This is a genomic window from Kribbella steppae, from assembly GCF_004342025.1.
In the GTDB taxonomy this organism is placed as follows: Bacteria; Actinomycetota; Actinomycetes; order Propionibacteriales; family Kribbellaceae; genus Kribbella; species Kribbella steppae.
The window spans coordinates 239,129-265,680 of record NZ_SLWN01000012.1 but is presented as its reverse complement, the minus strand read 5'-3'; the positions used below and the strand labels follow the sequence as shown (position 1 = coordinate 265,680).

Annotated in this window: 26 protein-coding genes; 10 read left to right on the top strand and 16 right to left on the bottom strand. The window is 68.1% G+C overall.

Features of this window, described 5'->3' with window-relative positions; translation table 11 throughout:
• Nucleotides 1-8: 8 nt before the first annotated feature.
• Nucleotides 9-2,000 carry an amylo-alpha-1,6-glucosidase gene (locus tag EV652_RS32180; protein ID WP_132213042.1) on the bottom strand — a complete coding sequence of 664 codons (1,992 nt, stop codon included), beginning with the start codon at nucleotides 1,998-2,000 and terminating at the stop codon, nucleotides 9-11.
• Nucleotides 2,001-2,043: 43 nt separating this feature from the next.
• Between EV652_RS32180 and EV652_RS32175 the strand changes: the two genes are divergently transcribed.
• The 4 genes from EV652_RS32175 to EV652_RS32160 all read left to right on the top strand — a co-directional run bounded on the left by EV652_RS32175 (nucleotide 2,044) and on the right by EV652_RS32160 (nucleotide 5,464).
• Complete coding sequence (locus EV652_RS32175) at nucleotides 2,044-2,529, top strand: DUF456 domain-containing protein (protein ID WP_132213041.1); 486 nt, start codon at nucleotides 2,044-2,046, stop codon at nucleotides 2,527-2,529.
• 133 nt (nucleotides 2,530-2,662) lie between these two features.
• Complete coding sequence (locus EV652_RS32170; RefSeq protein ID WP_132213040.1) at nucleotides 2,663-3,205, top strand: hypothetical protein; 543 nt, start codon at nucleotides 2,663-2,665, stop codon at nucleotides 3,203-3,205.
• Nucleotides 3,206-3,281: 76 nt separating this feature from the next.
• Nucleotides 3,282-3,983 carry a response regulator transcription factor gene (locus EV652_RS32165; protein WP_132213039.1) on the top strand — a complete coding sequence of 234 codons (702 nt, stop codon included), beginning with the start codon at nucleotides 3,282-3,284 and terminating at the stop codon, nucleotides 3,981-3,983.
• Nucleotides 3,983-5,464: a sensor histidine kinase gene (locus EV652_RS32160; protein WP_132213038.1), complete on the top strand. Its 1,482-nt coding sequence runs from the start codon at nucleotides 3,983-3,985 to the stop codon at nucleotides 5,462-5,464. The genes EV652_RS32165 and EV652_RS32160 overlap by 1 nt, the downstream gene beginning before the upstream one ends.
• Nucleotides 5,465-5,574: 110 nt before the next feature.
• On the opposite strand, the gene EV652_RS32155 is transcribed toward EV652_RS32160, so the two are convergent.
• The 10 genes from EV652_RS32155 to EV652_RS32110 form a co-directional block, all read right to left on the bottom strand.
• The gene (locus EV652_RS32155; RefSeq protein ID WP_132213037.1) at nucleotides 5,575-6,630 is read right to left on the bottom strand and encodes a Gfo/Idh/MocA family protein; all 1,056 of its coding nucleotides are present in this window, start codon (nucleotides 6,628-6,630) and stop codon (nucleotides 5,575-5,577) included.
• Between the two features lies 1 nt (nucleotide 6,631).
• The gene (locus EV652_RS32150; RefSeq protein WP_132213036.1) at nucleotides 6,632-7,438 is read right to left on the bottom strand and encodes a sugar phosphate isomerase/epimerase family protein; all 807 of its coding nucleotides are present in this window, start codon (nucleotides 7,436-7,438) and stop codon (nucleotides 6,632-6,634) included.
• Between the two features lie 35 nt (nucleotides 7,439-7,473).
• Complete coding sequence (locus EV652_RS32145; RefSeq protein WP_132213035.1) at nucleotides 7,474-8,634, bottom strand: ROK family transcriptional regulator; 1,161 nt, start codon at nucleotides 8,632-8,634, stop codon at nucleotides 7,474-7,476.
• Between the two features lie 95 nt (nucleotides 8,635-8,729).
• The gene (gene yidC, locus EV652_RS32140; RefSeq protein ID WP_132213034.1) at nucleotides 8,730-9,407 is read right to left on the bottom strand and encodes a membrane protein insertase YidC; all 678 of its coding nucleotides are present in this window, start codon (nucleotides 9,405-9,407) and stop codon (nucleotides 8,730-8,732) included.
• A 47-nt stretch (nucleotides 9,408-9,454) separates the two neighbouring features.
• Nucleotides 9,455-9,709, bottom strand: coding sequence for a DUF6412 domain-containing protein (locus EV652_RS32135; protein WP_132213033.1), 255 nt, complete (start codon nucleotides 9,707-9,709; stop codon nucleotides 9,455-9,457).
• Nucleotides 9,710-9,712: 3 nt separating this feature from the next.
• Nucleotides 9,713-11,032 (bottom strand): RNA polymerase sigma factor, encoded by a 1,320-nt coding sequence (locus EV652_RS32130; protein WP_132213032.1) that lies wholly within the window; start codon nucleotides 11,030-11,032, stop codon nucleotides 9,713-9,715.
• Between the two features lie 260 nt (nucleotides 11,033-11,292).
• On the bottom strand, nucleotides 11,293-11,913 hold the full coding sequence (locus EV652_RS32125) for an HhH-GPD-type base excision DNA repair protein (RefSeq protein ID WP_132213031.1): 621 nt from the start codon (nucleotides 11,911-11,913) through the stop codon (nucleotides 11,293-11,295).
• A gap of 1 nt (nucleotide 11,914) precedes the next feature.
• Complete coding sequence (locus EV652_RS32120) at nucleotides 11,915-12,328, bottom strand: universal stress protein (RefSeq protein ID WP_132213030.1); 414 nt, start codon at nucleotides 12,326-12,328, stop codon at nucleotides 11,915-11,917.
• Between the two features lie 410 nt (nucleotides 12,329-12,738).
• Complete coding sequence (locus tag EV652_RS32115; protein WP_132213029.1) at nucleotides 12,739-14,217, bottom strand: glutamate-cysteine ligase family protein; 1,479 nt, start codon at nucleotides 14,215-14,217, stop codon at nucleotides 12,739-12,741.
• A 76-nt stretch (nucleotides 14,218-14,293) separates the two neighbouring features.
• Nucleotides 14,294-15,058: an MBL fold metallo-hydrolase gene (locus EV652_RS32110; RefSeq protein ID WP_132213028.1), complete on the bottom strand. Its 765-nt coding sequence runs from the start codon at nucleotides 15,056-15,058 to the stop codon at nucleotides 14,294-14,296.
• A 57-nt stretch (nucleotides 15,059-15,115) separates the two neighbouring features.
• On the opposite strand from EV652_RS32110, the gene EV652_RS32105 reads away from it, so the two are divergent.
• Nucleotides 15,116-16,471 carry a DNA polymerase IV gene (locus EV652_RS32105; RefSeq protein WP_132213027.1) on the top strand — a complete coding sequence of 452 codons (1,356 nt, stop codon included), beginning with the start codon at nucleotides 15,116-15,118 and terminating at the stop codon, nucleotides 16,469-16,471.
• A 102-nt stretch (nucleotides 16,472-16,573) separates the two neighbouring features.
• Here the strand turns inward: EV652_RS32105 and ddaH are convergent, their stop codons facing one another.
• The gene (gene ddaH, locus EV652_RS32100; protein WP_132213026.1) at nucleotides 16,574-17,335 is read right to left on the bottom strand and encodes a dimethylargininase; all 762 of its coding nucleotides are present in this window, start codon (nucleotides 17,333-17,335) and stop codon (nucleotides 16,574-16,576) included.
• Nucleotides 17,336-17,402: 67 nt separating this feature from the next.
• Between ddaH and EV652_RS32095 the strand changes: the two genes are divergently transcribed.
• Both EV652_RS32095 and EV652_RS32090 read left to right on the top strand, forming a co-directional pair.
• Nucleotides 17,403-17,912, top strand: a complete 510-nt coding sequence (locus EV652_RS32095) for a hemerythrin domain-containing protein (protein ID WP_132213025.1) — start codon at nucleotides 17,403-17,405, stop codon at nucleotides 17,910-17,912.
• A 37-nt stretch (nucleotides 17,913-17,949) separates the two neighbouring features.
• Complete coding sequence (locus EV652_RS32090; protein ID WP_132213024.1) at nucleotides 17,950-19,182, top strand: MFS transporter; 1,233 nt, start codon at nucleotides 17,950-17,952, stop codon at nucleotides 19,180-19,182.
• Here EV652_RS32090 and EV652_RS32085 read toward each other — a convergent pair.
• From EV652_RS32085 to EV652_RS32065, 4 genes are all read right to left on the bottom strand, one after another.
• Nucleotides 19,166-19,897 (bottom strand): MBL fold metallo-hydrolase, encoded by a 732-nt coding sequence (locus EV652_RS32085; RefSeq protein WP_132213023.1) that lies wholly within the window; start codon nucleotides 19,895-19,897, stop codon nucleotides 19,166-19,168. The genes EV652_RS32090 and EV652_RS32085 overlap by 17 nt on opposite strands.
• Nucleotides 19,898-19,904: 7 nt before the next feature.
• Nucleotides 19,905-20,297, bottom strand: coding sequence for a YccF domain-containing protein (locus EV652_RS32080; protein ID WP_132213022.1), 393 nt, complete (start codon nucleotides 20,295-20,297; stop codon nucleotides 19,905-19,907).
• Between the two features lie 148 nt (nucleotides 20,298-20,445).
• Nucleotides 20,446-21,582, bottom strand: coding sequence for a saccharopine dehydrogenase family protein (locus EV652_RS32070; RefSeq protein WP_132213021.1), 1,137 nt, complete (start codon nucleotides 21,580-21,582; stop codon nucleotides 20,446-20,448).
• On the bottom strand, nucleotides 21,579-22,472 hold the full coding sequence (locus EV652_RS32065; RefSeq protein WP_132213020.1) for an SDR family oxidoreductase: 894 nt from the start codon (nucleotides 22,470-22,472) through the stop codon (nucleotides 21,579-21,581). Before EV652_RS32065 ends, EV652_RS32070 begins: the two co-directional genes overlap by 4 nt.
• A gap of 103 nt (nucleotides 22,473-22,575) precedes the next feature.
• On the opposite strand from EV652_RS32065, the gene EV652_RS32060 reads away from it, so the two are divergent.
• The 3 genes from EV652_RS32060 (at nucleotide 22,576) to EV652_RS32050 (ending at nucleotide 26,195) form a co-directional block, all read left to right on the top strand.
• Nucleotides 22,576-23,163 carry a TetR/AcrR family transcriptional regulator gene (locus tag EV652_RS32060; RefSeq protein ID WP_132213019.1) on the top strand — a complete coding sequence of 196 codons (588 nt, stop codon included), beginning with the start codon at nucleotides 22,576-22,578 and terminating at the stop codon, nucleotides 23,161-23,163.
• Nucleotides 23,164-23,235: 72 nt separating this feature from the next.
• Entirely contained in the window at nucleotides 23,236-24,039 is an 804-nt protein-coding gene (gene xth, locus EV652_RS32055; RefSeq protein WP_132213018.1) for an exodeoxyribonuclease III, read from the top strand.
• A 56-nt stretch (nucleotides 24,040-24,095) separates the two neighbouring features.
• Complete coding sequence (locus tag EV652_RS32050; protein ID WP_132213017.1) at nucleotides 24,096-26,195, top strand: S9 family peptidase; 2,100 nt, start codon at nucleotides 24,096-24,098, stop codon at nucleotides 26,193-26,195.
• Nucleotides 26,196-26,552: the final 357 nt, after the last annotated feature.

Here is a 26,552-nt window from a genome sequence, read left to right as displayed (position 1 = left end):
ACCCGCGATCAGTGCTGGAGGTCCTTCGGGGCCTCCAGCACTGTCAGTTCGCCGGAACGCCACTCCAGTGACAGCGGGTCTTTGCCCAGCCGCAGGCCGGACACCTTGAGGAACTCCCAGGGCATCGACTCTGCCGGGTTCAGCACGAGCGTGCCGCCCGGGACGTCGGGTTCGATCCCCAGTGCCGCGACGACCACCGCGATCGCGGAGGCGGCCGCCCAGGCCTGCGGACGGCACGACAGCGGGTACGGCGTCGGCGTCGACTCCTCGAGCAGGCCGCGGCCGCCGTACAACTCCGGCAGCCGGTAGTCGAAAGCTTCCGCGGCACGGATCAGGCCCTCGACGTACGACGATGCGCGGGCGGACTCCCCGGTCGCGTACAGGCCCTCGATCGCCATCGCGGTGTCGTGCGGCCAGACGCTGCCGGTGTGATAGCCGAGTGGGTTGAACCGGGTCATTGCCGTGGACAAGGTTCGCAGCCCGAAGCCGCTGTCGAGATCCCCGCCGGCCAGGACGTCGGCGACGGTCTGCTCTTCTTCCGCGTCCAGCAGCCCGGTGCCGAGCAGATGGCCCATGTTGGAGGCGCGGCCCGCGACCGGGTTCTTCTCGCCGTCGAGAGCGATGGCCGGATAGCCGTCGACCCAGAAGGCGCTGCGGAACCGCTCCTGCAACGCGGCGGCCCACTCGCGCCACTCGTCACCGGACTCGTCGTGCGCCTCCAGCAGCTCGGCTCCCTTGACCGCTGCTGCGTACGCGTAGCCCTGGACCTCGCACAACGCGATCGGTGCGCCGGCAATCGTGCCGTCCGGCCACTGCACCGCGTCGGCCGAGTCCTTCCAGCCCTGGTTGGCCAGGCCGTGGCCAGACTCGTCGACGTACTCGAGGAAGCCGTCGTCGTCAGGGTCGGCGTACGCCTTCATCCAGCTGAGCGCGCGGGTGAGGTTCGGCAGCAGCTCCCTGACCTCGTCGGCGGGCATGCCCCAGCGCCAGGCCTTGTGCAGGGTCATGATCCAGAGCTGGGTCGCGTCGTGGGTACCGTAGTACGCGGCCGGCAGGACCAGGCCGCCGCCGTGATCGGCGACCTCGGCGCGGAGCTCGTGCGGGATCTTGCCCGGCTGCTCGGCCGAGTCCAGGTCGACCTTGGTGCCTTGCCACGCGGCCAGTGCCCGGAGCGTTCCTGCGGCCAGCTCGGGATCGACCGGGATCAGCATGCCGGACGAGATCAGCGAGTCGCGGCCGAAGAGCGTCAGGTACCAAGGCGGTCCGGCGCCGAGGTAGCGGTCGTCGCCGGCCGCGAGTTGCAGGGCCTGCAGATCGGCGAGCGACCGATCGACCCAGCGTTCCACTCGCTTGTCGTCACAGTGGACGCCGAACTTGTACGGCAGCTGGGGTGCCGGTGGGTCGATGCTGAAGTCGGTGGTGCCCTTCGGGAAATCGGCGGTGACCTGCACGGTCAGGGTGAACTCCTCCCCCGGCTCGAGCCGCGGTCTCGCGGTCACGCCGGGGTCGAGGCGAGCGGTCACCCGGGTCCCGGAGTTGTCCCAGTGCAGCCGGGCCGGGCCGTCGTACGCCGGGCTGAGCTCGGGCAGGTCCGCGGCGGCTCCGCTGCGGACCGCCGCCGTCCCGGCCAGATCGGTGCCGAGGGCAACGTCCAGGCGGCACGCGACCGTCTCGCGGGACCGGTTCACCAGTCTGATCCGCTCGGTCATACCGTCGGTGCCGACCTCCCGGGTGCGGTACAGCATCACGGTCGGGTCGTGGCGGTTGGAGTCGCCCAGTCCTTCGACCACAGCGACGTACTCGTGGGACGAGGCGGTGCGTTCGTCCGCGTGGATCGGGACCGGGGGCTCACCGTCGACCGTGACGCTGAGCCGGGACAGTATCCGCCGGTCCCGGGCGTAGACACCCTCCGCGCCGGTGGCGGTGAGCTGACCGGAGCGCGGCGAGAGAACCACCCAGGGAGCAGCGAGTGCGGTGACCAGTTCGTGCAGCTGGGGCATGTGCCCACCCTACGGGGCCCTGTTTTGCGGCAGAGTGGCCCATGTGAACAGTGTTGGGACGGTCCTGGTCGGGGTCGCGATCTTCGTCGGCATCGCGGGCATCGTCATCCCAGTGCTGCCCGGCGCGCTCCTGAGCCTGGCAGCGATCCTGGTCTGGGCGCTGGAGGAGCAGAGCCCGACCGGCTGGATCGTGCTGGCCGCCGCGATCGTCCTGATCGGTGCCAGTCAGGTGGTCAAGTACGTCGTACCGGAGCGGCGGCTCCGGGAATCCGGAGTACCCCGGCGATCCATGTTCGTCGGCGTCCTGCTCGGCATCGTCGGGTTCTTCGTGATCCCGGTGGTCGGCATGTTCGTCGGCTTCCCGCTCGGCGTCTACCTGTCCGAGCGGCAGCGGCTCGGCGCCCACGCGCACGCCTGGACGTCGACCAAGCACGCGCTGCGGGCGACCGGCCTGTCGATCCTGATCGAGTTCATCGGTGCGTCGCTCGCCGCCGCGGTGTGGCTGACCGCCGTGCTGTTCCTGGTCTAGTCGCGCTCTGCAGCCGTCCGATTGCCAGGGTTTTCTTAGCCGCACCGGAGCTTCGTCCAAGGTTGGCAAGGCAGCGTAGGAAGGACCAGTGCCAGGTGCTCGGCCTGGCACGCAGTACGGAAGGCACTTCAGCATGGCGTCGTACCAGAAGCTCATCGAGAATCGCTGGCGGCTGGCCGGCACGGCGGCAGCGGTGGTGGCCACCACCGTGGCAGGCGGAGTCGCGTGGGCATCGTCCAGCGCGGACCCGACCCCATCCCCCTCGGCCTCACCGTCCAACCCTTCCGCCACGCCGGACAAGCCGGGTGAGCCAGGCAAGGGTGGGCCAGGTCACCGCGGCCAGTTCGGCCTCGGCGGCGCACTGCACGGCGAGTTCGTGGTCAAGAAGGACGACGGGACCTACCAGACCGTCGCCACCCAGCGCGGCGAGGTGACGGCGGTCAGCAAGGACTCGATCACGGTCAAGAGCGAGGACGGCTACAGCCGGACCTACGCGATCACCGAGGACACCTTGGTGAACGCTGCCCGGGACGGCATCGACGACGTGAAGACCGGCAACAAGGTCACCGTGTCCGCCGTGGTTGCCGACGGCAAGGCCACCGCCTCCTCGATCAACGACGGCACGGTCCGCGAGGCCGCCGGCGAGAAGTGGGGGTTCGGCCGCGGTCCCCGGTGATCTCGGGGTGACGACTCACAGCTGATTGCCAGGAACCTTCCAGGCTTCGCACGGGGAGGAGCGGCAGACTGAGGGCATGAGCCCGCATCTGCTGGTGGTCGACGACGAGCCGAACATCGTCGAACTGCTGTCCGCGAGTCTGCGTTTCGCCGGGTACGAGGTCACCACGGCGACCCACGGCGCCGAGGCGCTGCGCAAGGCCCGGGAGGTGGAACCCGACCTGGTCGTGCTGGACGTGATGATGCCCGGCCTGGACGGTTTCGAGGTGGTCCGCCGGCTGCGCGGTGAGGACCGGCACGTACCGGTGCTGTTCCTCACCGCTCGCGACGCGGTCGAGGACAAGGTGCTCGGTCTGCACACCGGCGGGGACGACTACGTCACCAAGCCGTTCAGCCTGGACGAGCTGGTCGCCCGGGTCCGCGCACTGCTCCGCCGGTCCGGCCACCGCGAGCAGACCACGACCGATGCCGCCGTACTGCGGTATGCCGACCTGGAGCTGAACGAGGACAGCTACGAGGTCTTCAAGTCCGGCCAGGCCGTCCAGCTGTCACTCACCGAGTTCAAGCTGCTGCGCTGCCTGCTGGAGAATGCCGAGCGGGTGATGTCGAAGGGCCAGATCCTGTCCGCGGTCTGGAACTACGACTTCGCCGGTGACGCAGGTGTGGTCGAGTCGTACATGTCGTACCTGCGCCGCAAGGTCGACACCGGCGATCAGAAGCTCCTGCACACCGTCCGGGGCGTCGGCTATGTCCTACGCACGCCGCGAGGCCCGAACTGATGCAGCTCACCCACCGGCGTTTCACCGACCGGTACCCCCTCCGCGTCACCATCGTCGTCGTACTCCTGACGCTGGTGGCGCTGGCCCTGGTCGCGTCCGGTGTGCTGGCGACGACGATCATGCGCGGCTATCTGGTCGACCGGGTCGACACCCAACTGACGAAGACGGCCGCCGCGTTCCAGCAGGACGACGGCACCTCCAACCGGCCGCCCCGGCCAGGACCTGGCCGGAACCGGCCGCTGCCGAGCCTGATCGTCGTCCAGTTCAACGACTCCGAGGGCACTCCGGACGAGTCGCCGTTCCGGGCGCCGCTGGCCGAGACCGAGCCGCTGCCGGACCTGCCCAAACTCAATCTCAACCAGGTGCGCGCCCTCGAAGGGAAGCCGTTCAACACCGACGCCGTGTCCGGCAACGCGACCTGGCGCGTCGTGGCGTTGCCGCTGGACAACGGCAACGGTTCCGTGACAGTGGCCCAGAGCCTGGGCGACATGGACCGCACCATCCAGCGACTGATCGGCGTACAAGCGGCGGCCGCCCTCATCCTGCTGGTGTTGCTGGCCGGCGTCGGGACGTACGTCGTACGGCGAAGTCTGCGCGGTTTGGAAGACGTCGAGCACACGGCCGTCGCGATCGCGGGTGGTGATCTGAGTCAGCGGGTGCCGCAACGGGATCCGCGGACCGAGGTCGGCCGGTTGTCGCTCGCGCTGAACCAGATGCTCGGGCAGATCGAGACCGCGTTCGCGCAGCGGACCGCGTCCGAGTTCGCCGCCCGCCGGTCCGAAGACGCTGCCAGGCAGTCGGAAGACCGCATGCGCCGGTTCGTGGCCGATGCTTCCCACGAACTGCGGACACCACTGACCTCCATCCGTGGATTCGCGGAACTCAGCCGGCAGCGCGGCGACGCGGTGGATTCGGACACCATGCGGCGGATCGAGGACGAGGCCAAGCGGATGGGCCTCCTCGTCGACGACCTGCTCCTGCTGGCCCGTCTGGATCAACAGCGGCCGCTGAAGATGGAGCCGGTCGACCTGCTGCCGGTCGCGGCGGACGCGTTGCACAACGCCCAGGCGGTGCAGCCGGACCGCGACATCTCCCTGAAGATCCTGCCGGGCTCCGAAGCACCGGTGGTCGCGGGCGACGAGGCGCGCCTGCGCCAGGTACTCGGCAATCTGGTCAGCAACGCGCTCCACCACACCCCGCCCGAGGCGCCGATCACGGTCTCGGTCGGCACCCGCGACGGCGAGGCGATTCTCGAGGTGAGTGACACCGGCCCCGGGCTGACCGAGGAGCAGAAGGCCCGCGTCTTCGAACGCTTCTACCGCGCCGACTCAGCCCGTGCCCGCGCCACCGGCGGCTCCGGTCTGGGCCTGTCCATCGTCGCCGCGCTGGTCGCCGCCCACCGGGGAAGGGTGACCGTCACCGACACCGATCCCCACGGCGCGACGTTCACGATCCACCTTCCACTCCCCCGGGAGACCTGAGACGTTCATTGGTGCCGCATCGCCTCCAGCCGGGCGCTTCTTGTCGTTGCCTTTGACAACGGTCGGCAAGCTGGGCCGGCGAGACTGGGGTCCAGCCTCGCCGGCTCCGGTCAGCGAGTGATGGGCACCTCGGATCCGGTCCTGGCGGACTCGTAGATCGCCGTCAGGATGCGAGCCATCTCGAGGCCTTGCTCCGCCGTCGCGTCGGCCGGGATCTCACGGCGGCAGATCCGCAGGAAGTGATCGATCTGGTTGGCGAAACCGGTGCCGAAGTCGAACCCGAGAGAATCGATCTGCGGCTGGATGTGCAACAGGGTGTCGTGGCGCTCGGTGATCATCAGCAGCTCGGGCTCGATCTCCGCCCCGCCCTTGTCGCCGTGGATCTTCACACTCGTCGCGTTGCGCGCGTGCAGGGAGTACGACGTGTCCACGTCGAGGACCGCCCCGCCCTCGAACCGGATCTGTGCGGTCGCGTAGTCCTCGACGTTGTTGACCCGCGACTCCGACGCGGCCCGGTACCGGGAGAGGTGCTGGATGTTGTCCCGGGCACCGAGCGGCGAGAACGTCGCCCCCGACGCCGAGACCGCGGTCGGCATGCCCATCAGGTACCAGCACAGGTCGATGATGTGGACACCCAGGTCGATCAGTGGGCCACCACCGGAGATGTCGACGTCGCCGAACCATCCACCGGGGTTGCCGGCGGCACGGATGATCGTCGCCCGCGCGGCGTAGATGTCGCCGAACTCGCCCTCGTCCAGGAAACGCTTTGTCACCAAGGCGTTCGGGGCGAAGCGCCGGACGTAGCCGATCTGCAGAGCCTGCCCGGTTTCCTGGGTCGCCCGGACCAGCGCTTCGGCTTCGTCGACCGTCACGGACATCGGCTTCTCGACCAGCACGTCCTTGCCGGCTCGCAGCGCCGCCTCCGCGATCTTGGCGTGCAGGAGGTTCGGCACGCAGATACTCACAGCGTCGACCTCGGGATCGGTCAGGATCTCGTCGACCACATCCGTTGCCCGCGGCACACCGAACTCGTCGGCTCGCGCCTTGGCACGCACCCGGTCGATGTCACACACGGCCACCAGTTCGGCCTGGGGGTTCTTCTGGTACGAGATCAGGTGCTGGGTCGCGATGGCGCCCAGTCCGATGACAGCAACTCGCGTCGTCATATCAGGCAACACCTTCCGCGATTCGGAGGACGTTCGCGAGCCCGCGCTCGATGGCCTTCGGAGTCGCCTCCAGGCCCTCGAACTCGAGGCTCACCGGCAGCTCGGGCTTGCTGCTGACCACAGCCAGCAGGCCCGCCAGGTCCATATCGCCGTGCCCCGCGATCGTGCCGAGCAGGTAGTCCCCGGCCAGCGTCTTGAGCCAGCCGTCTCCTGCCGACCGGCGGATGTGGAAGTCCTTCACGCCCACGGACGCCGCGATGTCGATCAGTCCGGCGGCAGTCTTGCCGGGCACCTCGCCGACGCAGAGTCCGTTGCCGAGATCGAGTGTGACCCGGAAGTTCGGGCGATCCACGGCGTGGACCAGCCGGGCCAGCCGGTCGCTGCCGTTCATGAAGAAGCCGTGGTTCTCGATCGTCGACACGATGCCCAACTCCGCGGCGTGGTCGGCGACCGCACGGCAGCCTTCCACGACCCGCTCGAACGTCGACTCGAACTCCCCCGGGTCCTGCTCACGCCAGTCCCACGGGGCGACGTCGTGGCGGAAGATGCCGGCGCCGAACCGGTGGGCGACATCCAGCTGCCGGCGGAGGCGGTCGATCTCCTTGTCGTCGGCCGTCCGCAGGTCGCCGCTGACCAGGTAGTTCACGATCGGTACGCCGATATCGTCGGCCTGCTTGGCCGCATCGCGCACGAGGTCGTCGTGCTCCAGGTAGAACTCCCCGTCCATGCCGGCGATCTCCAGGTGCCCGGCCGACGATGCCGCGACCCAATCCAGAACACCGATCAGGTCCATCTCGCCGCTCGCCATGAGCGAGTGAAAGCAATATGTGCTGACTCCTAGCTTCACTTACTGGTCCTCTCCACATCGTGGGTGAGCTGGGTCCACGGACTCGGATAGTCGTGGACCCCGTAAATGCCGGAACTGAACTGGTCGAACGCGTTGCCGACCGCCCCGAGCACCACGGCCTCACGGCCCAGGGCCGAGGCGACGAACGGTGGGCGCTCGGGGAAGACCAACTCCTTCTCGACCGCTGCGGCGAGCGGACGAAGGAGCGCGCCGGTGTCCTGCGGGAGCCCGCCCCGCACGACCACGACTTCCGGATCGACGACCAGCAGCACGGTCGCGATGCGTCCGGCGATCTGCTCGCAGAAGTCCTCGACCTCTGCTTGGGCGTCCGGATCGCCACCAGCTGCCGCCGTCAGCACGGCCTCACTGGTCGGATGCGACGTCCACTTCAGCTGTCCCCGCTGGGCATTTCGCGTCCAGCGCATACCTCGCTGCGCGCCGAGTTCACCGGCGAGGCGGTGGCGTCCTTGCCGGATGACTCCGTTCAGCACGATCGACACGGACAACCGGCGACCGATCTGGAGGTAGACGACATCGGAGTACCCGCGCCCGGCGCCGGCGCGCTGCTCGGCCAGTGCGGCCAGCTTGATGTCGTTGTCGATGGCAACTGGACAGCCCAGGTCCTGGGACACGGTCTCCGCGACCGGCAGGCCGACCAGTTCGGGCAGCGCGAGACTGGCGCGCAGGTGACCGCTCGTCTCGATCACACCGGGCAGAGCTACGCCGACCGCACGAAGTCTCCCGACATCGATCGAGCCCGCATCCGCCGCGGCGTTGATGGCGCGCTGGATCATGGCGACCTCGGCGCGCCGGTCGCGCTTGAGTTCGGTGTAAGCCAGCCGGCGGCCGGACAGATCGCAGATGACGGCCCGTGCCCCGCGCGGGCCAAGGTCCACACCGGCAACAAGCCCAGCTTCCCGAGCGAACCGAAAGGCACGCGCCGGCCGCCCCGGCCCGACCGTCGACGGTTCGGTGGACACCACCAGACCGGCCTCGAGGAGATCGTCGAGGACGGCGTGCACCGTGGGTCGCGACAGTCCGGTCCCCGCGCTGATGACCCCGACCGTCTGCGCACCATCGGTGTCAGCCAGGAAGAGCAAACAGGCGGCCTGATTCGCCGATCGCTCGACCTGAGCGGCTCCTCGGGTACCGTCCATGACCCCTACTCATTATGCAACCGGATTTATTAAAGACGGTAGCAGAATCGTCCAGCGGGTCGCAACGAACTGTCCGAGCTCTGATCGTGCAGGTGTCAGCGTTGCAGGATGGTCCGTTCGACCACCGTCCAGGTGGTCGTGGTCAGCAGGTACAGGCCGGCCGCGAGCGGGACGAAGGCCGCGGTGGCCAAGGTTCCGAACGGAAGGATCCGGGCCAAGCCGCGGGTCAGCGGTGTCGCCGTGTCGTCCAACTGCCGAACCTGCAGGCGGGCCGAGAACCAGGCGACGACCGCGAGCAGTACGGCGAGGGCGAGGAACGCGGGCGTCCCGGTGAGCACCGGCCAGTGCTGACCGAGCGGCGCACCGAGCAGGCTGCCGCTGATCAACTGGTTCGACTCCCCCGCCACCGCCGCGCGGGAGAACAGCGTGTACATCAACCAGAAGAACGGCAACTGCGCGAGCATCGGCAGGAAGCCGGCGAACAGCGTCGTCCCCGACTCCGCCTGCAGTTTCGCGACCTCACGCCGTACGCGCTCCGGATCTTTCTGATGTTGTTGCGTGATCTCACGCAGTTGAGGCATCAGCTCGGCACCGGCTTTCAGACCACGGTGAGCCCGGAGGCTGAGCGGAAGCAGCAGCAGGCGTACGGCGAGTGTGCACAAGACGATCGCGACGACCGCGGCATATGCACCGGTGAGCGGCTCGATGGCTGTGACGAGTGAGGTGATGAGGTGATAGGCACCGGCGACCGGTGCCTCCAGGAAAGAAGGCATGACGAAACTCCACGAGTGAGAGACGGATCGGTCAGCGAGGCAGTGCGCTAACGTCCGGGTGCTCGTGGGTGGGGCCGTCCGGCGGCGTCGGGATCGCGGAGCCGCAGGAACGCGGTCTCCTCGGCGATCTCACGGACCGAGGTGGCGATCGCGAGAAGTGGAGCGGTCGCGGGCGCGGTGGACCGGGCGACCAGGAGAAGCGTGAACAGCAAGGCCGCCGCCGTGAGCACGGTGGCGGCCAGTGAAGCCGTATCGAGGACAGGGATCACCAGCGCGAGCACGCCGGCGATCCACTGGCCCATCAATCAGTCCAGGTAGTCCCGGAGGACCTGCGAGCGGGACGGGTGGCGCAGCTTCGACATCGTCTTGGACTCGATCTGCCGGATCCGCTCCCGGGTCACCCCGTAGACCTTGCCGATCTCGTCCAGCGTCTTCGGCTGGCCGTCGGTCAGACCGAACCGCATCGAGACGACACCCGCCTCGCGCTCGGACAGCGTGTCCAGAACCGCGTGCAGCTGCTCCTGCAACAGCGTGAAGGAGACTGCCTCGGCCGGCACGATCGCCTCGGAGTCCTCGATCAGGTCGCCGAACTCGGAGTCGCCGTCCTCACCGAGCGGAGTGTGCAGCGAGATCGGCTCGCGACCGTACTTCTGCACCTCGATGACCTTCTCCGGGGTCATGTCGAGCTCCTTGGCGAGCTCTTCCGGAGTGGGTTCGCGACCGAGATCCTGCAGCATCTGCCGCTGGACACGGGCCAGCTTGTTGATGACCTCGACCATGTGCACCGGGATCCGGATGGTGCGGGCCTGGTCGGCCATCGCGCGGGTGATCGCCTGCCGGATCCACCAGGTGGCGTACGTCGAGAACTTGTACCCCTTGGTGTAGTCGAACTTCTCGACCGCACGGATCAGGCCCAGGTTGCCCTCCTGGATCAGGTCCAGGAACAGCATGCCGCGGCCGGTGTAGCGCTTGGCCAACGACACCACCAGGCGCAGGTTGGCCTCGAGCAGGTGGTTCTTCGCCCGGCGGCCGTCCTCGGAGATCCAGTCGTACTCGTCGCGGACCTTGTCCTTGAGCTTGGCGGCCTCGTCGCCCAACTGCTCCTCGGCGAACAGGCCGGCCTCGATCCGCTTGGCGAGCTCGACCTCCTGCTCGGCGTTCAGCAGCGGGACCTTGCCGATCTGCTTCAGGTAGTCCTTCACCGGGTCGGCGGTCGCACCGGCGACCATGACCTGCTGCTCGGGCTCGTCGGTCTCGTCGGCCTCGGAGACGACGAAGCCTTCGTCCTCGGTGAGCTCCTTCTCCAGCGGCTTCACCGCGTCAGGGCTGAAGTCGGTTTCGTCGACCTCGTCCAGCGAGCGCGGCTTGCCGGTCTTGGGATCGATCGCAAGCCCGGCTTCGGAGACGGCCTTCTTCGCCGGCGCCTTCTTCGCGGCGGCCTTCTTCGCGGGGATACCGTCCTCCTTGGTGGCGGCAGCAGACTTGGCCGCGGCCTTCTTCACGGCCGCCTTCTTGGCGGGCGACTCGGTCACTCGGGCGCTGGTCCTCGGAGCCGTGCTGCGGGCAGTGGCGGCCACGGCCCGGGCTGACTCGGCGGGAAGATTCTCGGACGAGCTGGACGACACGAATTACCTCTCGTCTGACGCAGGGTTTGTAATACGGCGGTACGACGTTGGTGGTGCTGGCGATGCTGATTCCGGATACGGCTGAGTGCGGCTGCTCGCTGGTCAGGCGGCGGCAACACTACATTGTAATCCGCGAACCAAGCCCGAGCGCGCCGCGACCCCCCGAACGACGTAGTCAGGCCCCTGCCGGGCGGTCGACGCCGCACCGGGAGAGGCCCGAACACTTCAACGTTCAAATACTGTCGCCTTCTGAGTCGTCCTCAGCCGTTCCGGGTCCGCCGCAGCGGCCGGGCCACCACGCGTTGCTGGACCAGCTGCTGTTCCTGCTTGAACTGTCTCACCTTCACCAACGACGCCACATCGATCACGTCCGCGACGGACTTGTACGCGCCGTCCTCGCCGTACGGCTCGGATGCCTCGCGCCAGCCCCGCGGCCGGACCTTGAGTTGCTTGCCGAGCAACGCGACGAAGATCTTCGCCTTCTGCGCGCCGAACCCCGGCAGGGCCGACAGCCTGGCCAGCAGGTCGTCCCCTGACTTGACATCGGACCACAGGCCCGAGGCGTTACCGCCGTACTCCTCGTCGAGGTGTTTGGCCAGGGTCTGGATCCGGGCGGCCATCGCGGTCGGGAACCGGTGCACGGCCGGCGGGCCGGCCACCACCTCGACGAAGGCGTCCGGATCGTAGTGCGCGACCGTGGAGGGATCGAAGGGACCGGCCATCCGCTTCGCGATCGCGACCGGGCCCGCGAACGCGCGCTCCATCGGGATCTGCTGGTCGAGCAGCATGCCCACCAGGAGTGCGAACGGATCTCTGCTCAGCATCTCGTCGGCGTCGGGCTGCTGTGCGAGGCACAGCTTCTTGCTGCGTGTCGAAGTCACCTCAGTCCTCCCCTTCGTCGGCCTTCACGGCCAGCACCGGACACGGAGCGTCGAGCAGCACCCGTTGGGCGTTGCTGCCGAGGATGAGCTTGCCGACCGGGCTCCGGCGCCGAAGGCCGATCACGATGAACTCCGCGTGCACCTGCTCGGCGACGGCCACCAGGTCCTCCGCCGGGTCGAGTCCACGCACCAGCTGCCGCACCTCGTACGGCACACCGGTCGAGTCGAGTTGCTCCCGTACCTCTGCCAGGGCGGCGTCACTGGCCGACGCCTCGTCGCTGTCGAAGCTCCGCCCGCCCCTGTGTGAGTTCACCACTACCAGCTTCGCGTCACGAAGCGTCGCCTCTTCCGCCGCGCGTCGAAGGGCTGCACGGCCCTCCGCCTTCGGCACGTAACCCACGACGATGGTCGTCATCGCCCTGCCTCACCTCCGGGTGTCGTGTCGACCCGTTCCGAACGATACTGCTCTCGACCGTGGTCGGCATCCGCTGCATTTACACCAGCTGTGTCGCGGTCGTGACGGACGGCTGATCGTCGTGCGGGTAGCACTCCACCATCGGCGCAGCGGCCGTTGCGGCAGTCGCGCCGGTGCCCGAGTACTACCCGCGACGGGTTTCTCTAACCTTCCGGTGCGCACACCTTTGCAGGGCTGTCACCCAACGCGCCACCCCTGTAGTCCGGGTCGTTATCGAACTCCCCGCCCAGTTGCCTTGGGCAAGTGCGCGGCAGTTCCGCCCGGCTGACCGAAGTTCCGCCCGCAACCCCATCGGTCACCGATGGAAGTGAGGCCATGCTTGTCCCACGTTGTCTGCGTGGCTAACCGGTTCAGTCGATCGGCCACTCGTGCACAGGAGTGTTCTCGTGCATGTGGTCGGAGTACCGGCGGAGCATGCCGCGCAACGCGTCGCGACGTCCGTGCGATCCCTTTGTATACAGTCGATGAAACTCGTCGGCCTGCCACGCGGCACCGTTGCGATTGGTCAGGCAGCGTTGCTCGATGATGCCCAGCAGACGGTCACGTACGGCAGCGTCCACACCCCAGGCATCCAAACCCCGAGAAGCCAACGGCAGCAGGCGTCGCAGCACGAGTTCGGTCGCGCGCGCCGTACCGACGCCGGGCCAGAAGACCTCCGCGTCGATGCCGTGCCGGGCCGCTTCGTGGAAGTTCTCTTCCGCCGCGCTGAACGACATCTGCGACCAGATCGGCCGCTCGTCGTCGGCCAGCGCGCGGACCAGGCCGAAGTAGAAGGCGCCGTTGGCCATCGTGTCGACGACGGTCGGGCCGGCCGGCAACACGCGATTCTCCACTCGCAGGTGGGGCTTCTCCCGGACAACGTCGTACACCGGGCGGTTCCAGCGATAGATCGTCCCGTTGTGCAGCCGCAATTCCGAAAGGCCCGGGGTGTCGCCGCGGTCCAGGACGGCGATCGGGTCCTCGTCCGTGGTGACCGGCAGCAGTGCCGGGTAGTAGCGCGAGTTCTCCTCGAACAGGTCGAAGATCGAGGTGATCCATCGTTCACCGAACCAGACCCGCGGCCGGACGCCTTGGGTCTTCAGCTCGTGCGTGCGGGTGTCGGCGGCCTGCTCGAACAACGGGATCCGGGTCTCCCGCATCAACTCCTTGCCGAACAGGAACGGCGAGTTGGCGCCGACCGCGAGTTGCACCCCGGAGATCGACTGGGCCGCATTCCAGTACCGCGGGAAGGCTTCCGGCGTGACCTGCAGGTGAAACTGTGTCGACGTACAGGCGGCCTCGGGCACGATGCTGTCCGCGGTCACCGCCAGCCTCTCGATCCCGTCGATCGAGATCTGCACGTCCTCACCGCGGGCGGCGAAGATCTGGTCGTTCAGCAACGCGTAGCGCGGGTTGGTACTGAGCGCCTCGCGGCGGATGTGGTCGGTCATCAGGGTCGGCAGGATGCCGACTATCACCATCGACGACCCGGTCCGGGTCGCCTTCTCCTCAGCCGCGTTCAGGCTGTCGCGGATATTCGACTCCATCGTGTCCAGCCCGATGCCGTCGATCTGGCCGGGTGGCACGTTGATCTCGATGTTGAACTGGCCGAGCTCGGTCTGGAACGCGTCGTCCTCGATCGCGCTCAGCACCTCGGAGTTCTTGAACGCCGGGTCGAAGTGCTCGTCGACCAGGTTCAGCTCGATCTCGATTCCTGTCATCGGCCGCTCGGGGGCGAACCGGGCCTCGCGCAACATCCGTGCGAACGCGTCCAGGTTGCGATGGACCTGGTCGCGGAACGCGGTCCGGTCCGCCCGGGTGAACTCGACCCGGTCGACTTCCTCACCCATGATGGCCTCCCTGCTGGCTCCTGGCCTCAGTGTGCCTGAAGGTGCCCACAGATGTGAGGCGCAATCGCGTGGTGCCTCAGACCGGGTAGACGATGAAGTCGTCGCGGACGATCCGGGCGGGTTCCGTGCCGGCCTCCTCGAGCACCTCCGCGAGCTCGGACAGTACGGCGGGCGCCAACTGCAGCACGTGCTCGCCCGGGTGTTTGTCCTCCCCCATCTCGTAGTCCTCCCCCGGTCGCGCGGTCAGCTCGATGTGCGCTCCCAGGACCCACTCGACAGGATTGCCCTCGGCAACAAAATCGGCCAGCCGGGACACGCTCGCCCGGAACGCGGGCCAGTCGAAGACGTACAGCCGGCCCGGGTACAGCGAGTCGCCGCTGAACAGCAGCCGCGTCGTCCGGTCGTAGACGGCGATGTGAGAGGCGTGGTGCCCGGGGATCGGGATGATGTCGAGGACCCGGTCGCCGAGGTCGAGCTGGACCACGTCGTTCGGCCAGTCGTCGACGCCGAAGTACATCGCCACGTCCTCGGCCGACTTGCCGACGACGTCCTCGAACTCGGCATCGCCACCGATGTGATCGCCGTGGCTGTGCGTGTGCGCGACGATCAACCGCTGACCGGACAGCAGCCTGTCCACGACCGGCCGCAGCTTGGCGTCACCCGTACCGGTATCCAGGAGCAGAGCCCGCTCGGTGCCGAGCAGCAGGTAGATGAAGGGGCCTTCGAAGTTGGTCCGCAATGCCTGCCGGATGATGACGGTGCGGTCGTCGTACCAATGGATCTGGTGGGCGGGGCCGGCGGGATCGGTGCCGTCGTCCCACTGCTCCGGGAAGCTCGTCATGTCTCCGATAGATAGCACGTGGCCGAAATTGTCCGTGCTACCGGCGAGACTGGGTCCGTGCGTGGTGAACCGTCGGTGCTGCATGTCGATCTGGACGCGTTCTTCGCGGCCGTCGAGCAGCGGGACAAACCGTCGTTGCGGGGGAAGCCGGTCGTGGTCGGCGGGATCGGCCTGCGCGGAGTTGTGTCGACCGCGTCGTACGAGGCACGCAAGTACGGCGTCCGGTCGGCGATGTCGACCGCGGAGGCACGATCGCGGTGCCCGCACGCGGCGTACCTGGGGCCTCGGTTCGAGGTGTACCGGCGGACGAGTCAGCTGGTGATGGCGGAGATGCGGGCGCTGTCGCCGCTGGTCGAGCCGCTGTCGCTGGACGAGGCGTTCGTCGATCTGTCCGCGGCCGGGCTGACCGGGCTCACGGTCGACGACGTGCACGCGATCGCGATGGACCTGAAGGCAGCGATCCAGAAGGCGAGCGGCGGTCTCACCGCGTCAGTCGGCGCCGGTACGTCGAAGCTGATCGCGAAGATCGCCAGCGATCTGGACAAGCCGGACGGCGTGGTCGTCGTACCGGCGGGGACTGAGGCCGAGTTCCTCGCGCCGATGCAGGTGACCGTCATCCCAGGTGTCGGGCCGGCGACCGCGCAGCGGTTGAGCATGGCCGGTGTGCGGACCGTCGCCGAGCTGCAGCAACTCAACGAGGACGAGCTGATCCGGCAGGTCGGATCGGCGCACGGCTCGAGCCTGCACCGATTGGCGATCGCCGCCGACGACCGGCCGGTGGTGAGTGACCGCGAGACCAAGTCGGTCAGTGTCGAGGACACCTTCGAGACCGACATCATCGACCGCTCACTGCTCACCGCGATCGCCGACCGGATGGCCCACCGCGTCGCCGAACGCCTGCAGAAGGCGCAACTGTCCGGCCGGACCGTGACGGTGAAGACCCGGATGCACGACTTCACCACTCACACCCGGTCGTCCACGCTGGCCGGGCCGACCGACGACGCGCGGGTGGTCGCCCGGGTCGCCCGCCGGCTGCTCGAGGAGAGTGACATCTCCGGCGGCATCCGGTTGCTCGGTGTTGGCGTCTCGTCACTCGCCGACTGGATCCAGGACGACCTCTTCACCGAGAGCGAGTACGCCGACGCACCGCCCGATGTGGTCGAGCTGCCGGAGCGCGCTCGCGACCTCACCGGGTACTACCCCGGTCAGGATGTCGCGCATCCTGACTACGGCCGCGGCTGGGTGTGGGGCTCCGGACTCGGCCGCGTCACCGTTCGGTTCGAGACCGCGGACACTCCGCCCGGCCCGGTGCGGACCTTCGCCGTCGACGATTCCGCACTGGCAAAAGTGGCACCAAGCGGACCGGATGACGACGACGAACCCGCGAGTGACCAGAATAGGCCGAATGAATGAGGACCGGCCGGGGGTCTATCCGTTCTGCGCACCCTGCACCGCGTCGTCGATCGCCTGGCGCGCACCCGACGCTGCTCGCGGCTGAAGCGGCGATGCACTCGCTCAACGGCGCAAGCGCACCGACAAGCAGGTGACGCAGCCCTCGAGCTTCTCGAACTCGCTGATGTCCACGACCACAGGGGTGTAGCCGAGCTGCTCGAACTGCTCCGCGGACTGCGGCGCGGACGCGGCCATCAAGAGCCGGTCCTCCCCCAGCAGTACTACGTGCGACCCGGACTCCTCGGGGACGGGTTTGAACACCTCGAACGCCTGCGGGTCGTCAACCAGCGGCTCGTATCCGATGACCGTCCCGTCAGGTAATGCTGTGACCGCGGACTTCAGGTGCAGCACCTTGCTCACGGGTACGGCGTGCACGGTCGCGCCGAGCGGCTCGAGCGCCCCGGCCAATTGACGGATGCCCTCCTCGTTCGTCCGGCCGCCGAGTCCGGCGTACACGGTCGAACCGATCTTGAGGATGTCGCCGCCGTCGAGTGTGCCGGGCTCGGTGATGTGGGTGACGCGGTAGCCCTGCGCGGCGACGGCCTGTTCGGCCGCCGCGGCTTCCGGCCGGCGCTCCTCCGCGCCTGCGCGGGCGATCACCGCCAGGTCGCCGTACACGACCATCGTGTCCTCGATGAAGACGCCGTCCGGGCACTCGTCGATCGCCGGCACCTCGACCGTGGTCCAACCCGTGGTCCTGAGCGCGTCGACGTACCGCTGCCACTGCTGGACGGCGAGGTCCGCGTCGACCGGCGTGCGTTCGATGTGGGTGACGATGCCATCGGCGAGGCGAGGGCTGGGGCGTCGGACCAGGGCTGTCGGCATGCCTGCAGGTTAACCGGTATGGACCTGGGTACCGGCGCGGCAGACAGTCGAGAGAGGGAGGCGCCAGATGCCGAAGATCCTGCCGGCGACCGGTGGCGACGTGGTGGAGATCATCCTGGCCGATCACCGGTGGTTCGAAGAGGCACTGCGCGAGCTGCGGGATGTGCAGAGCGATCGGTCCGCCGTACTCGCCGACCTGGCGACGGTGCTGATCGCGCACGCGGAGGCCGAGGAGTCGAAGGTCTATCCGCAATTGCGGAAGAAGGACGCGATCGACGCCGACGAGGTCGAGCACTCCGAGCACGAGCACGACGAGGGCAACGCGGCGCTCCTCGAACTCATGGAGGTCGAGGACACCGGCAGCGAGGACTTCAGCGAGAAGCTGCACGAGCTGTCCGAGGCGCTTTCGCACCACCTCGACGAAGAGGAACGCGACGTGCTCAACCCGGCGCGGACGGACGTGTCCGAAGAGGTACGCCGTCAGTTGGGCGACGCCTTCGCCGAGGAGCGTGCCCGGCTGATCGATTCCGGCTGTGGTGACATCGCCAACGTCCGAAAGCTCGTCGAGGCGTCCTGACCTGAGAGCTGGGTGCCACGCCGCATAGGGTTGCGGCGTGGCCGGCCTGCTGGAGCACCGCGGATACGTCCGCTTCTGGATCGCCGACGCGGTCTCGATGGTCGGCTCGTCCATCAGCGGACTCGCCCTGCAGGTCGTTGCCGTCGTCACCTTGCAGGCTTCCGGCACCGAGGTCGGGATCCTCAACGCGGCCCGGTGGTTGCCGTATCTCCTGTTCGGCCTGATCGCCGGAGTGATCGTCGATCGGTACCGCCGCAAGCCGCTGCTCGTGGGCGCCGATCTCGCCCGGGCGCTCGTGCTGGGCGTCATCCCGCTGGCTGCGATGCTGGACGTCCTCAGCCTGCCGCTGCTGATCGCCGTCGTCCTCGTCTTCGGCACGTTGTCACTCGCGTACGACGCCGCACACCAGTCGTTCCCGCCATCGCTCGTGCCTGCCGAGCTGCTCACACCGGCGTACGCGCGACTGGAGCAGACGAGTGCGGTCGCGCAGACCGGCGGACCGGTGTTCGCGGGTGCACTGATCAAACTGATCGGGGCGCCGGCCGCGATCCTGGTCGATGCGGTGTCGTACCTGCTGTCCGGCATCGTCCTGGCCACCGTCCGGCCGCGAACGCCGGAAGTTGCCAACGGCACCGGTCAGCCGCGGAACCTGCGTCGGGAGATCCACGAAGGGCTCAGCTGGGTCTACCGCAACAGCACTCTCGGACCGCTCGCGGTGACCTCGCACGTGTGGTTCGTCTTCCAGGGTCTGCTCACCACGGTCTACGTTCTGTTTGTGCTCAATACGTTGGGATTGAGTGCGTTCTGGCTCGGGGTGACGTACGCGTTCGGCGGCATCGGCTCGGTCATCGGCGCGACCGCGTCCGGTTGGGTCGGCCGGCGGTTCGGGGTCGGACCGACGATCATCGCCTGCCGCTGGCTCAGCCCGCTCGCCTACCTGACTGCGCCACTCGCCGGCGACAACGCTGTCGGGATCGTCCTGCTGTGCGCCGGTCAGTTCGTCCTGGGTCTGTCACTCGGCATCGACAGTCCGATCGAGATGGGCTACCGCCAGTCGATCACGCCGGCCGGCCTCCTCGGCCGGATGAACGCCACGATACGTTCCCTCAACCGAGCCGCCATCGTCATCGGTGCACCCGTCGGTGGCCTCCTGGCCGATCACCTCGGCACCCGCACCGCCCTCTGGATCGGGGTCGGCGGAATGGTCGTCCAAGCCGTACTCCTGCAGCGCTCGGCCTTCCGGCACGCGCGCCTCACAGTGGAATCGTGAGTCCCTCCTCGGCCGCGATCACCTCGCCGCTGAACTCTTGACGCGCCTCGGCGACCGACACCGACCGGTCCGAGCCCGGCCAGAAGTGGGTCAGCAGCAGCCGCGTTGCTCCTTGGGCTCCGTGAGCTGCTTCGGTCGCGGTCATCACGTACCGCGGAGTGGTCTGCGGTGACGGCCCCTGGAGAGTCGCGTCGGAGATGAACAGATCGGTGCCCTGGGCAAGCTTTGACAGGTCCGGGGAGGGTCCACTGTCGCCGGTGTAGGCGACGGACACGCCAGGTGCGGTCAACCGGATACCGAGGTTCGTGACGTAGTGCGGCAGCAGCACGGTCTCCAGCGTGAACGGCCCGATCTCCTTGGTCGCGGCGAGGTCGTGGACGTCGAAGACCGTCGCCGGGTCCGGGTTGGGCTCGAGCGCTCGCAGTACGTCGAGTACACCGGGCGGACTGTAGAGCGGTATCGGCGCCGCATCAGGTGCCTCGTAGTACCGGACCCGGGCGAGTGCACTCACGTCGACACAGTGGTCGGGGTGCTGATGCGTGACGACGACCGCGTCGACCTCACCGGTCGGCAGATAGCGCAGTAGCTGTGGCAGGGCGGCGTACCCGAGATCTAGGACGACCTTGAAGCCGTCGTACTCGAGCAGGAAGCCGGCGCATGCGCGGCCGGCTTCGGGCCACGCGCCGCACGAGCCGAGGACGGTGAGCGACCTCACCAGACGCTCACCGGGTGGCGAACGGCTGGTCGGTCGGCACGATGTCCTTGCCCAGCGGCAGCAGCGAGATCGGGATCAGCTTGAAGTTCGCCACTCCGAGCGGGATGCCGATGATGGTGAGGCAGAGTGCGATCCCGGTGACCAGGTGGCCGAGGGCCAGCCACCAGCCGGCGAAGATCACCCAGATGATGTTGCCGAGGACGGCGCCGGCCCCGGCGGACGGCTTGTCCACGATCGTCCGGCCGAACGGCCAGAGGGTGTATCCGGCGATCCGGAACGCCGCGATACCGAACGGGATCGTCACGATCAGCACGCAGCAGATGATGCCGGCGAGCGCGTAGCCGATGGCAAGCCAGAACCCGGCCAGCACCAGCCAGATCAGGTTGAGAAGTGTCCTCATGCCCTCCAGCCTGCCACCCGGCGGGTGTGCTTCAGTACCAGCCTCGCCACAATCCCGGGATCATTCCGGGGCAACCAGTGCCCGCCCCTGACAATCTCGACGCTGAGGTTCGGGGCCCAAGCGCGATCTGGGCTAGTAGTGGTCTGGGTTAGTAGTGGTCGGTGCTGAGGGTGGCAAAGCTCATGCCTGCCTTGACGAGGCGTTCTCGGAGGGCTGGGCCCATGGCGGCTGCTGTGGTGGTTTGGCCCGCTGTCTTGGGGAGGTCGTCGAGGGCTAGGCAGAGGGCGCTTTCGCCGAGCATCTTGGCTGTCTCGCCGTACCCGGGATCGCCGCCCGCGACCTCGGTGATGACCTGCTTGCCACCACCGCGACCGATGAAGCGGACGTTGAACCAGGACTTCGCGCGGCGTTCCGGACTGGGGCCGTCGCCTGGCTTGAGCCGGTTGAGCAACGCGTTGCGGGCCAGCGGGATCTGGGCGGCGGCGGCCAGGAGCGCGACGCCACCGATGCCTCCGGCAACCATCGGCAAGCGTTTGACTGCGGCGTAGTGGGAGTAGCGGAAGTCTGGGCCGTAGCGGTCGAGCAGGCGGGCGGAGTAACCGACGATCTGCGGGTCGACGGTCGGCAGCGGTACGGCCCAGAATCCCTGCGTGCGATGGAGCTTGCCAGGGACCGCCTTCGCCGATCGGTCGTCGGGACGCGGCTCGGCGCGACGCCTGGCTCGGTGGGCTTCGAGGTTCTGCCTGGGGCGTGAGAGCGCGGTGATCGCGGTGTGGAAGGTACCGCCGGAGGGTCGGCCGCCTCCGCGGATCAGGCCGTCGACCTGGATCGGGACGCGCTCGGGCAACTGCTCGACAGTGAACTGGACGCCGAGGTCGTACGGGATCGAGTCGAAGCCGCACGCGTGGATGATGCGCGCACCGGTCTCGACGGCTCGCTCGTGGTAGCCGACGTACATCCGGTCGACGAATTCGGACTCGCCGGTCAGGTCGAGGTAGTCCGTGCCCGCGTCCGCACAAGCGGCCACCAGTGGCTCGCCGTACTGAACGTAGGGGCCGACCGTGGTGACCACGATCCGGGTCGACTCGGCGAGGTCCTTCAGCGACTGTCGGTCGGTCACGTCGGCGTGGAGGACGTCCTTGCCGAACCCTTCCAGCTTCGCTAGGTTGCGTCCGGCAACTGCCCACTTGAGGTCCGCCGGGGCATTCTTCGCGAGGTACTCCGCGGTCAGGGCGCCGGTGAACCCGCTCGCACCGAGGAGCACTACGTCGTACTTGCGGCTCATCGGCCCGCAGCCTTCTCGGAGTCGGCGAGGCCGCCGGCGCCGGAGGCGCGGGTGGAGGCCGCGGCGCCACGGGCCTGGATGTCGGCGAGCGCAGCCCGGTCGGCCTTCGGCACGCTGAACCGCGAACCGGCCTCGATCACATGCGGGACCAGCCAGCGGAACACCTTCATCGCGCCGATCCACCCGGGCACGTGCACGACCCGCGAACGCTTCTCGATGCCCCGGGTGAACTTCTCCACCGCGAACTCCAGCGGGTACACCTTGCCCGCCAGCGGCACCCCGGTCCGCACCTTGCCGAACACCGGGTGCTCGTCGACCCCACGCACCATGTCGGTGTCCACGAAAGTCATATGCGCGACGCCGACCCGGACGCCGAGGTGCTTCAACTCGACCCGCAGGGTGTCCCCCATCGCCTCCACACCGGCCTTGGCCACGTTGTACGACGCGAGCCCGGGGATGTGCACGATCGCCGCGAGGGACGACACCAGGAGCAGGTAGCCCTTGCTCTCCAGCAGGTACGGCAGAGTGAGGTGGACCGTGCGCCACACGCCGTACAGGTTGACGTCGAGCACCCGCTCCCACACCTTCGGGTCCATGCTCCGGCTGAACCCGGGCGCCGCGATGCCGGCGTTGGCCATCACCACGTCGATCCGGCTGTACCGCTCGACCACGCCTTCGACCGCGGCCCGCAGCGACTCGGTGTCGGTGACGTCGGCCTCCCACCAGCCGGCGTCCGGGCCGCAGTCCTCGGCGACCTTCTTCAGCTCGTCCGGCTCCAGCCCGATCAGCGCCAGGGTCGCGCCCTGCTGCGCGAGCTTGCGGGCCACCGCGGCGCCGATGCCGCGAGACGCTCCGGTGATGAGGACGACCTGGCCGGGCAACGGACGCATCGGGACCTCCAGCTTTGTTGAGTGGGTACTCAACAGTAAGTGACTGTTGACCGTTTACTCAATAGACTGGCTGTATGACAGTGCGTCCAGGCCGTGAGGCCCTATGACCGGGACCTCGTCTGCCCGGCTGCGGCCCGACGAACGGCGCGCGCAGATCCTCGAGGCTGCCCGCCGGGTGCTGGTCGCCGACCCGCATCGCGAGCTCAGCGTCGAACTGGTCGCCGCCGAGGCGCAGGTCTCCCCTGCGCTGCTGTTCCACTACTTCGGCTCGAAGAAGCAGTTCCAGTACGCCGTCATCGAGGAAGCCGCCGCGGAAGTCATGCTGCGGACCGCTCCCGACCCGTCCCTCCCGCCGGACGAACAATTGCGCTCCGGCATCCGCGCGTTCGTCCGCGCCGTACTCGAAGCGCCCCAGCTCTACCGGGCGACCCTGCTGATGTCAGCGGCCGGCGATCCCGCCGTACGCGCGCTGCATTCGGAGATCCGTCAGGTGTTCAGCACTTGGGTGATCGGCGCCGTCGCCCAGCGCGGGATCGAGATCACGCCGACCGTGGAGCTCGCGTGTCATGGCTGGCAGGGGTACGTCGAGCAGACCCTGATGACCTGGATCGACAACCCGACGATCACCGCCGACGAACTCGAGCACCTCTGCGAGGGCTCGCTGGACGCCATCCTCAATACGACTCGCTGAACGCGGTCAACGTGTCGAGACTCGCTTTTGGCCATGCGGTCCACCTGGTCGGGAGCAGGTTAGGGTTTGGGCGTGCTGACGGTCGCCACGGTGAATGTGAACGGGATCAGGGCTGCGTACCGGCGTGGGATGGCGCCGTGGCTGGAGCGGACGGATCCGGAGCTGCTGCTGATGCAGGAAGTTCGGGCCACTGACGAGGTACTGCGGGAACTCCTCGGCGGCGACTGGAACATCGCGCATGCCGAGCCGTCGATCGACGGTCACAAGGGCCGGGCAGGGGTGGCGGTGGCTTCGCGTCGTCCGATCAAGGCGGAGCAGGCCGAGGTGGGGCCGGAGCGCTTTGCCGGATGCGGGCGGTGGATCGAGGCGGACGTCGTACTCGATGACGGGTCGACGTTGACGGCGGTGAGCACGTATGTGTTCACCGGTGAGTTCGAGACGCCGCCGCGGCAGGAGGAGAAGTACGCGTTCCTGGACGCGATCACCGCGCGGCTGACGGAGTTGCGGGCCGACGGGCGGCACGTGCTGATGTGCGGGGACCTGAACATCGCCCACCGCGAGGTCGACCTGAAGGCGTGGAAGGCGAACCGCAAGAAGAGCGGCTTCCTGCCCGAAGAACGCGCCTGGATGGACCGGCTGTTCGAGTCCGGCTGGGTCGATCTCGGGCGTCGCTTCGGTGGTGAAGGACCCGGGCCGTACTCGTGGTGGTCGTGGCGCGGGAAGGCGTTCGACAACGATGCGGGCTGGCGGATCGACTACCAGATCGCGTCCCCGGAACTGGCTGCCGCGGCCACCGGATGCGAGATCCACCGAGCCCCGACGTACGCCGAACGGTGGAGCGACCACGCTCCGGTGGTGGCGACGTACTCGCTCTGATCCGAGGCTGTGGAAAGCCGCGACCGGTTGTCGCCGGTTGCGGGTAGTCTCGCGGCATGTCCGAGTTGAACCCCGCCGCAGAGCACCCAGTCTTGAAGCCCCCGGTCGCCACCCGGAAGCCGGTCGAGCGTCGTCATCACGGCGACGTGTTCGTCGACGAGTACGAGTGGTTGCGGGACAAGTCCGACGACGAGGTGCTGGGGTACCTGCGCGCCGAGAACGAATACACCGAGGGCCGGACGGCCCATCTGGAATCGTTGCGTGAGGCAATCTTCCAGGAGATCTCGGACCGGACGCTGCAGACCGACCTGAGCGTGCCGGCCCGGCACGGCGGGTACTGGTACTACTCGCGCACGATCGAGGGCAAGCAGTACGGGATCCACTGCCGGGTGAAGGCCGACGGCGACGAGCCGCCCGCGACCGACGGCGAGATCCCGGGCGAAGAGGTGATGCTCGACGGCAACGAGGTGGCCGGCGACTCGGAGTTCTTCGCGCTCGGCACGGTCGACGTCTCCCCCGACGGCCGGCTGCTCGCCTACTCCGTCGACCTCAAGGGCGACGAGCGGTTCACCCTGCGGATCAAGGACCTGTCGACCGGCGAGCTGCTGCCGGACGAGCTGCCCGAGGTGCACTACGGCTCGGCCTGGTCCGCCGACGGGTCGACGATCTTCTACACCAAGGTCGACGACGCCTGGCGGCCGTACCAGATCTGGCGGCACGCTCTCGGCGCGACCGACGACGTGCTGGTGCTGGAGGAGCCGGACGAGCGGTTCTGGGTCGGCGTCGAGCTGACCCGCAACGAGCAGGCGATCATGATCGGGCTCGGCAGCAAGTTGACCAGCGAGGTCTGGCTCCTCGACGCCAACGACCCGTCCGGCCGGCCCGGCGTGGTCGCACCGCGTCGCGAGGGCGTCGAGTACGACGTCGAGCACGCCGGCGACCAGTTGCTGATCACACACAACGCGGACGCGGCGAACTTCTCGCTCGCGACGTCTGCACTCGACTCCCCCGGCTCGTGGACCACGCTGATCCAGGGCGACGAGACCAGCCGGCTGCTCGGCGTCGACGCCTTCGCCGACCACGTCATCCTGCATCGCCGGCGCGACGCGCTCACCGAGCTGGCGATCATGCGCCGTACGCCGGAAGGCTTCGGTGAGCCCGAGGTGCTCGAGTTCGAGGAGCCGATCCACACCGTCTCCCCCGGGCGCAACGACGAGTGGCATGACACGCGCTACCGGTTCGGCTACACGTCGCTCGTCACACCTGGTTCGACGTACGACGTGAACCTTGCGACCGGCGAGCGTCGTCTGCTCAAGCAGCAGCCGGTCCTCGGTGGGGTCGATCTCGGCGCCTACACGCAGTACCGGGAATGGGCGACCGCGGCCGACGGGACGTCGGTGCCGATCTCGCTCGTCGCACGCAAGGACGTCGCGAAGGACGGCAACGCGCCGGTCGTGCTCTACGGATACGGGTCGTACGAGAGCTCCATGGATCCGTGGTTCTCGATTCCGCGACTGTCGTTGCTGGACCGCGGTGTGGTGTTCGCGATAGCGCATGTGCGGGGTGGGGGTGAGCTCGGGCGGCAGTGGTACGACAACGGGAAGATGCTGACCAAGCGGAACACGTTCACCGACTTCATCGCGGCGGCCGAGCACCTGGTGAAGGAGGGCTGGACGAGGCCGGAGCGGATCGTCGCGCAGGGCGGTAGCGCGGGCGGGCTGCTGATGGGCGCGGTGGCGAACCTGGCGCCCGGAGCGTTCGGCGGCATCGTGGCCGAGGTGCCGTTCGTGGACGCGCTGACGACGATCCTGGACCCGTCCCTGCCGCTCACGGTGATCGAGTGGGAGGAATGGGGCAATCCGCTCGAGGACGCCGCGGTGTACGAGTACATGAAGTCCTACTCGCCGTACGAGAACGTCAGCGCGCAGGAGTATCCGCGGATCCTGGCGATCACCAGCCTGAACGACACCCGGGTGTTCTTCGTCGAGCCGGCCAAGTGGGTCGCCAAACTCCGCGCCACCGCCGCCGGAGACGTCGACGTCCTGCTGAAAACCGAAATGGAAGCCGGCCACGGCGGCCGCTCGGGGCGCTACGACGCCTGGCGGGAACTGGCCTTCACCCTCTCCTGGGAACTCGACACCCTGGGCCTCGCCTGACCCGAGCCACCTGAGCCCGGGCGGCGCGCTCGCAGTCGCGAGGCGACGCCCGGGAGGCGGTCGACGGCAGCGCGTGACGGTTTCGCGCGGAACACGGCGGGTACCTGCAGCGTTGCTGTTCGATGGAGATCACTTTTGGTGTGTTGTGCACCACATTCGGCGGCTGGAAAGGCCGGGATTCTGCAGAGATTCTCAGCTTCGGCCGCCGGTGTGCTGCTGGACCCGGCCGGCGGGATTCCGGCAAAACCCTGCGGAAGTTGCGTGATCACGCCGAAATGCGCACACGTTCGGGCCGCGACGTCCGGCAAGTGGCCGCGAACGGGCCGGCAGAACCGGGTTTCCGCACCTGATCGGTGC

What these genes read in the sequence shown, in the direction of transcription:
- EV652_RS32180 (WP_132213042.1), bottom strand. Translation starts at nt 2,000, where the DNA reads ATGCCCCAGCTGCACGAACTGGTCACCGCACTCGCTGCTCCCTGGGTG.
- EV652_RS32170 (WP_132213040.1), top strand. Translation starts at nt 2,663, where the DNA reads ATGGCGTCGTACCAGAAGCTCATCGAGAATCGCTGGCGGCTGGCCGGC.
- EV652_RS32165 (WP_132213039.1), top strand. Translation starts at nt 3,282, where the DNA reads ATGAGCCCGCATCTGCTGGTGGTCGACGACGAGCCGAACATCGTCGAA.
- EV652_RS32160 (WP_132213038.1), top strand. Translation starts at nt 3,983, where the DNA reads ATGCAGCTCACCCACCGGCGTTTCACCGACCGGTACCCCCTCCGCGTC.
- EV652_RS32155 (WP_132213037.1), bottom strand. Translation starts at nt 6,630, where the DNA reads ATGACGACGCGAGTTGCTGTCATCGGACTGGGCGCCATCGCGACCCAG.
- EV652_RS32150 (WP_132213036.1), bottom strand. Translation starts at nt 7,438, where the DNA reads ATGGCGAGCGGCGAGATGGACCTGATCGGTGTTCTGGATTGGGTCGCG.
- EV652_RS32145 (WP_132213035.1), bottom strand. Translation starts at nt 8,634, where the DNA reads ATGGACGGTACCCGAGGAGCCGCTCAGGTCGAGCGATCGGCGAATCAG.
- yidC (WP_132213034.1), bottom strand. Translation starts at nt 9,407, where the DNA reads ATGCCTTCTTTCCTGGAGGCACCGGTCGCCGGTGCCTATCACCTCATC.
- EV652_RS32135 (WP_132213033.1), bottom strand. Translation starts at nt 9,709, where the DNA reads ATGGGCCAGTGGATCGCCGGCGTGCTCGCGCTGGTGATCCCTGTCCTC.
- EV652_RS32120 (WP_132213030.1), bottom strand. Translation starts at nt 12,328, where the DNA reads ATGACGACCATCGTCGTGGGTTACGTGCCGAAGGCGGAGGGCCGTGCA.
- EV652_RS32115 (WP_132213029.1), bottom strand. Translation starts at nt 14,217, where the DNA reads ATGGGTGAGGAAGTCGACCGGGTCGAGTTCACCCGGGCGGACCGGACC.
- EV652_RS32110 (WP_132213028.1), bottom strand. Translation starts at nt 15,058, where the DNA reads ATGACGAGCTTCCCGGAGCAGTGGGACGACGGCACCGATCCCGCCGGC.
- ddaH (WP_132213026.1), bottom strand. Translation starts at nt 17,335, where the DNA reads ATGCCGACAGCCCTGGTCCGACGCCCCAGCCCTCGCCTCGCCGATGGC.
- EV652_RS32095 (WP_132213025.1), top strand. Translation starts at nt 17,403, where the DNA reads ATGCCGAAGATCCTGCCGGCGACCGGTGGCGACGTGGTGGAGATCATC.
- EV652_RS32080 (WP_132213022.1), bottom strand. Translation starts at nt 20,297, where the DNA reads ATGAGGACACTTCTCAACCTGATCTGGCTGGTGCTGGCCGGGTTCTGG.
- EV652_RS32070 (WP_132213021.1), bottom strand. Translation starts at nt 21,582, where the DNA reads ATGAGCCGCAAGTACGACGTAGTGCTCCTCGGTGCGAGCGGGTTCACC.
- EV652_RS32065 (WP_132213020.1), bottom strand. Translation starts at nt 22,472, where the DNA reads ATGCGTCCGTTGCCCGGCCAGGTCGTCCTCATCACCGGAGCGTCTCGC.
- EV652_RS32060 (WP_132213019.1), top strand. Translation starts at nt 22,576, where the DNA reads ATGACCGGGACCTCGTCTGCCCGGCTGCGGCCCGACGAACGGCGCGCG.
- EV652_RS32050 (WP_132213017.1), top strand. Translation starts at nt 24,096, where the DNA reads ATGTCCGAGTTGAACCCCGCCGCAGAGCACCCAGTCTTGAAGCCCCCG.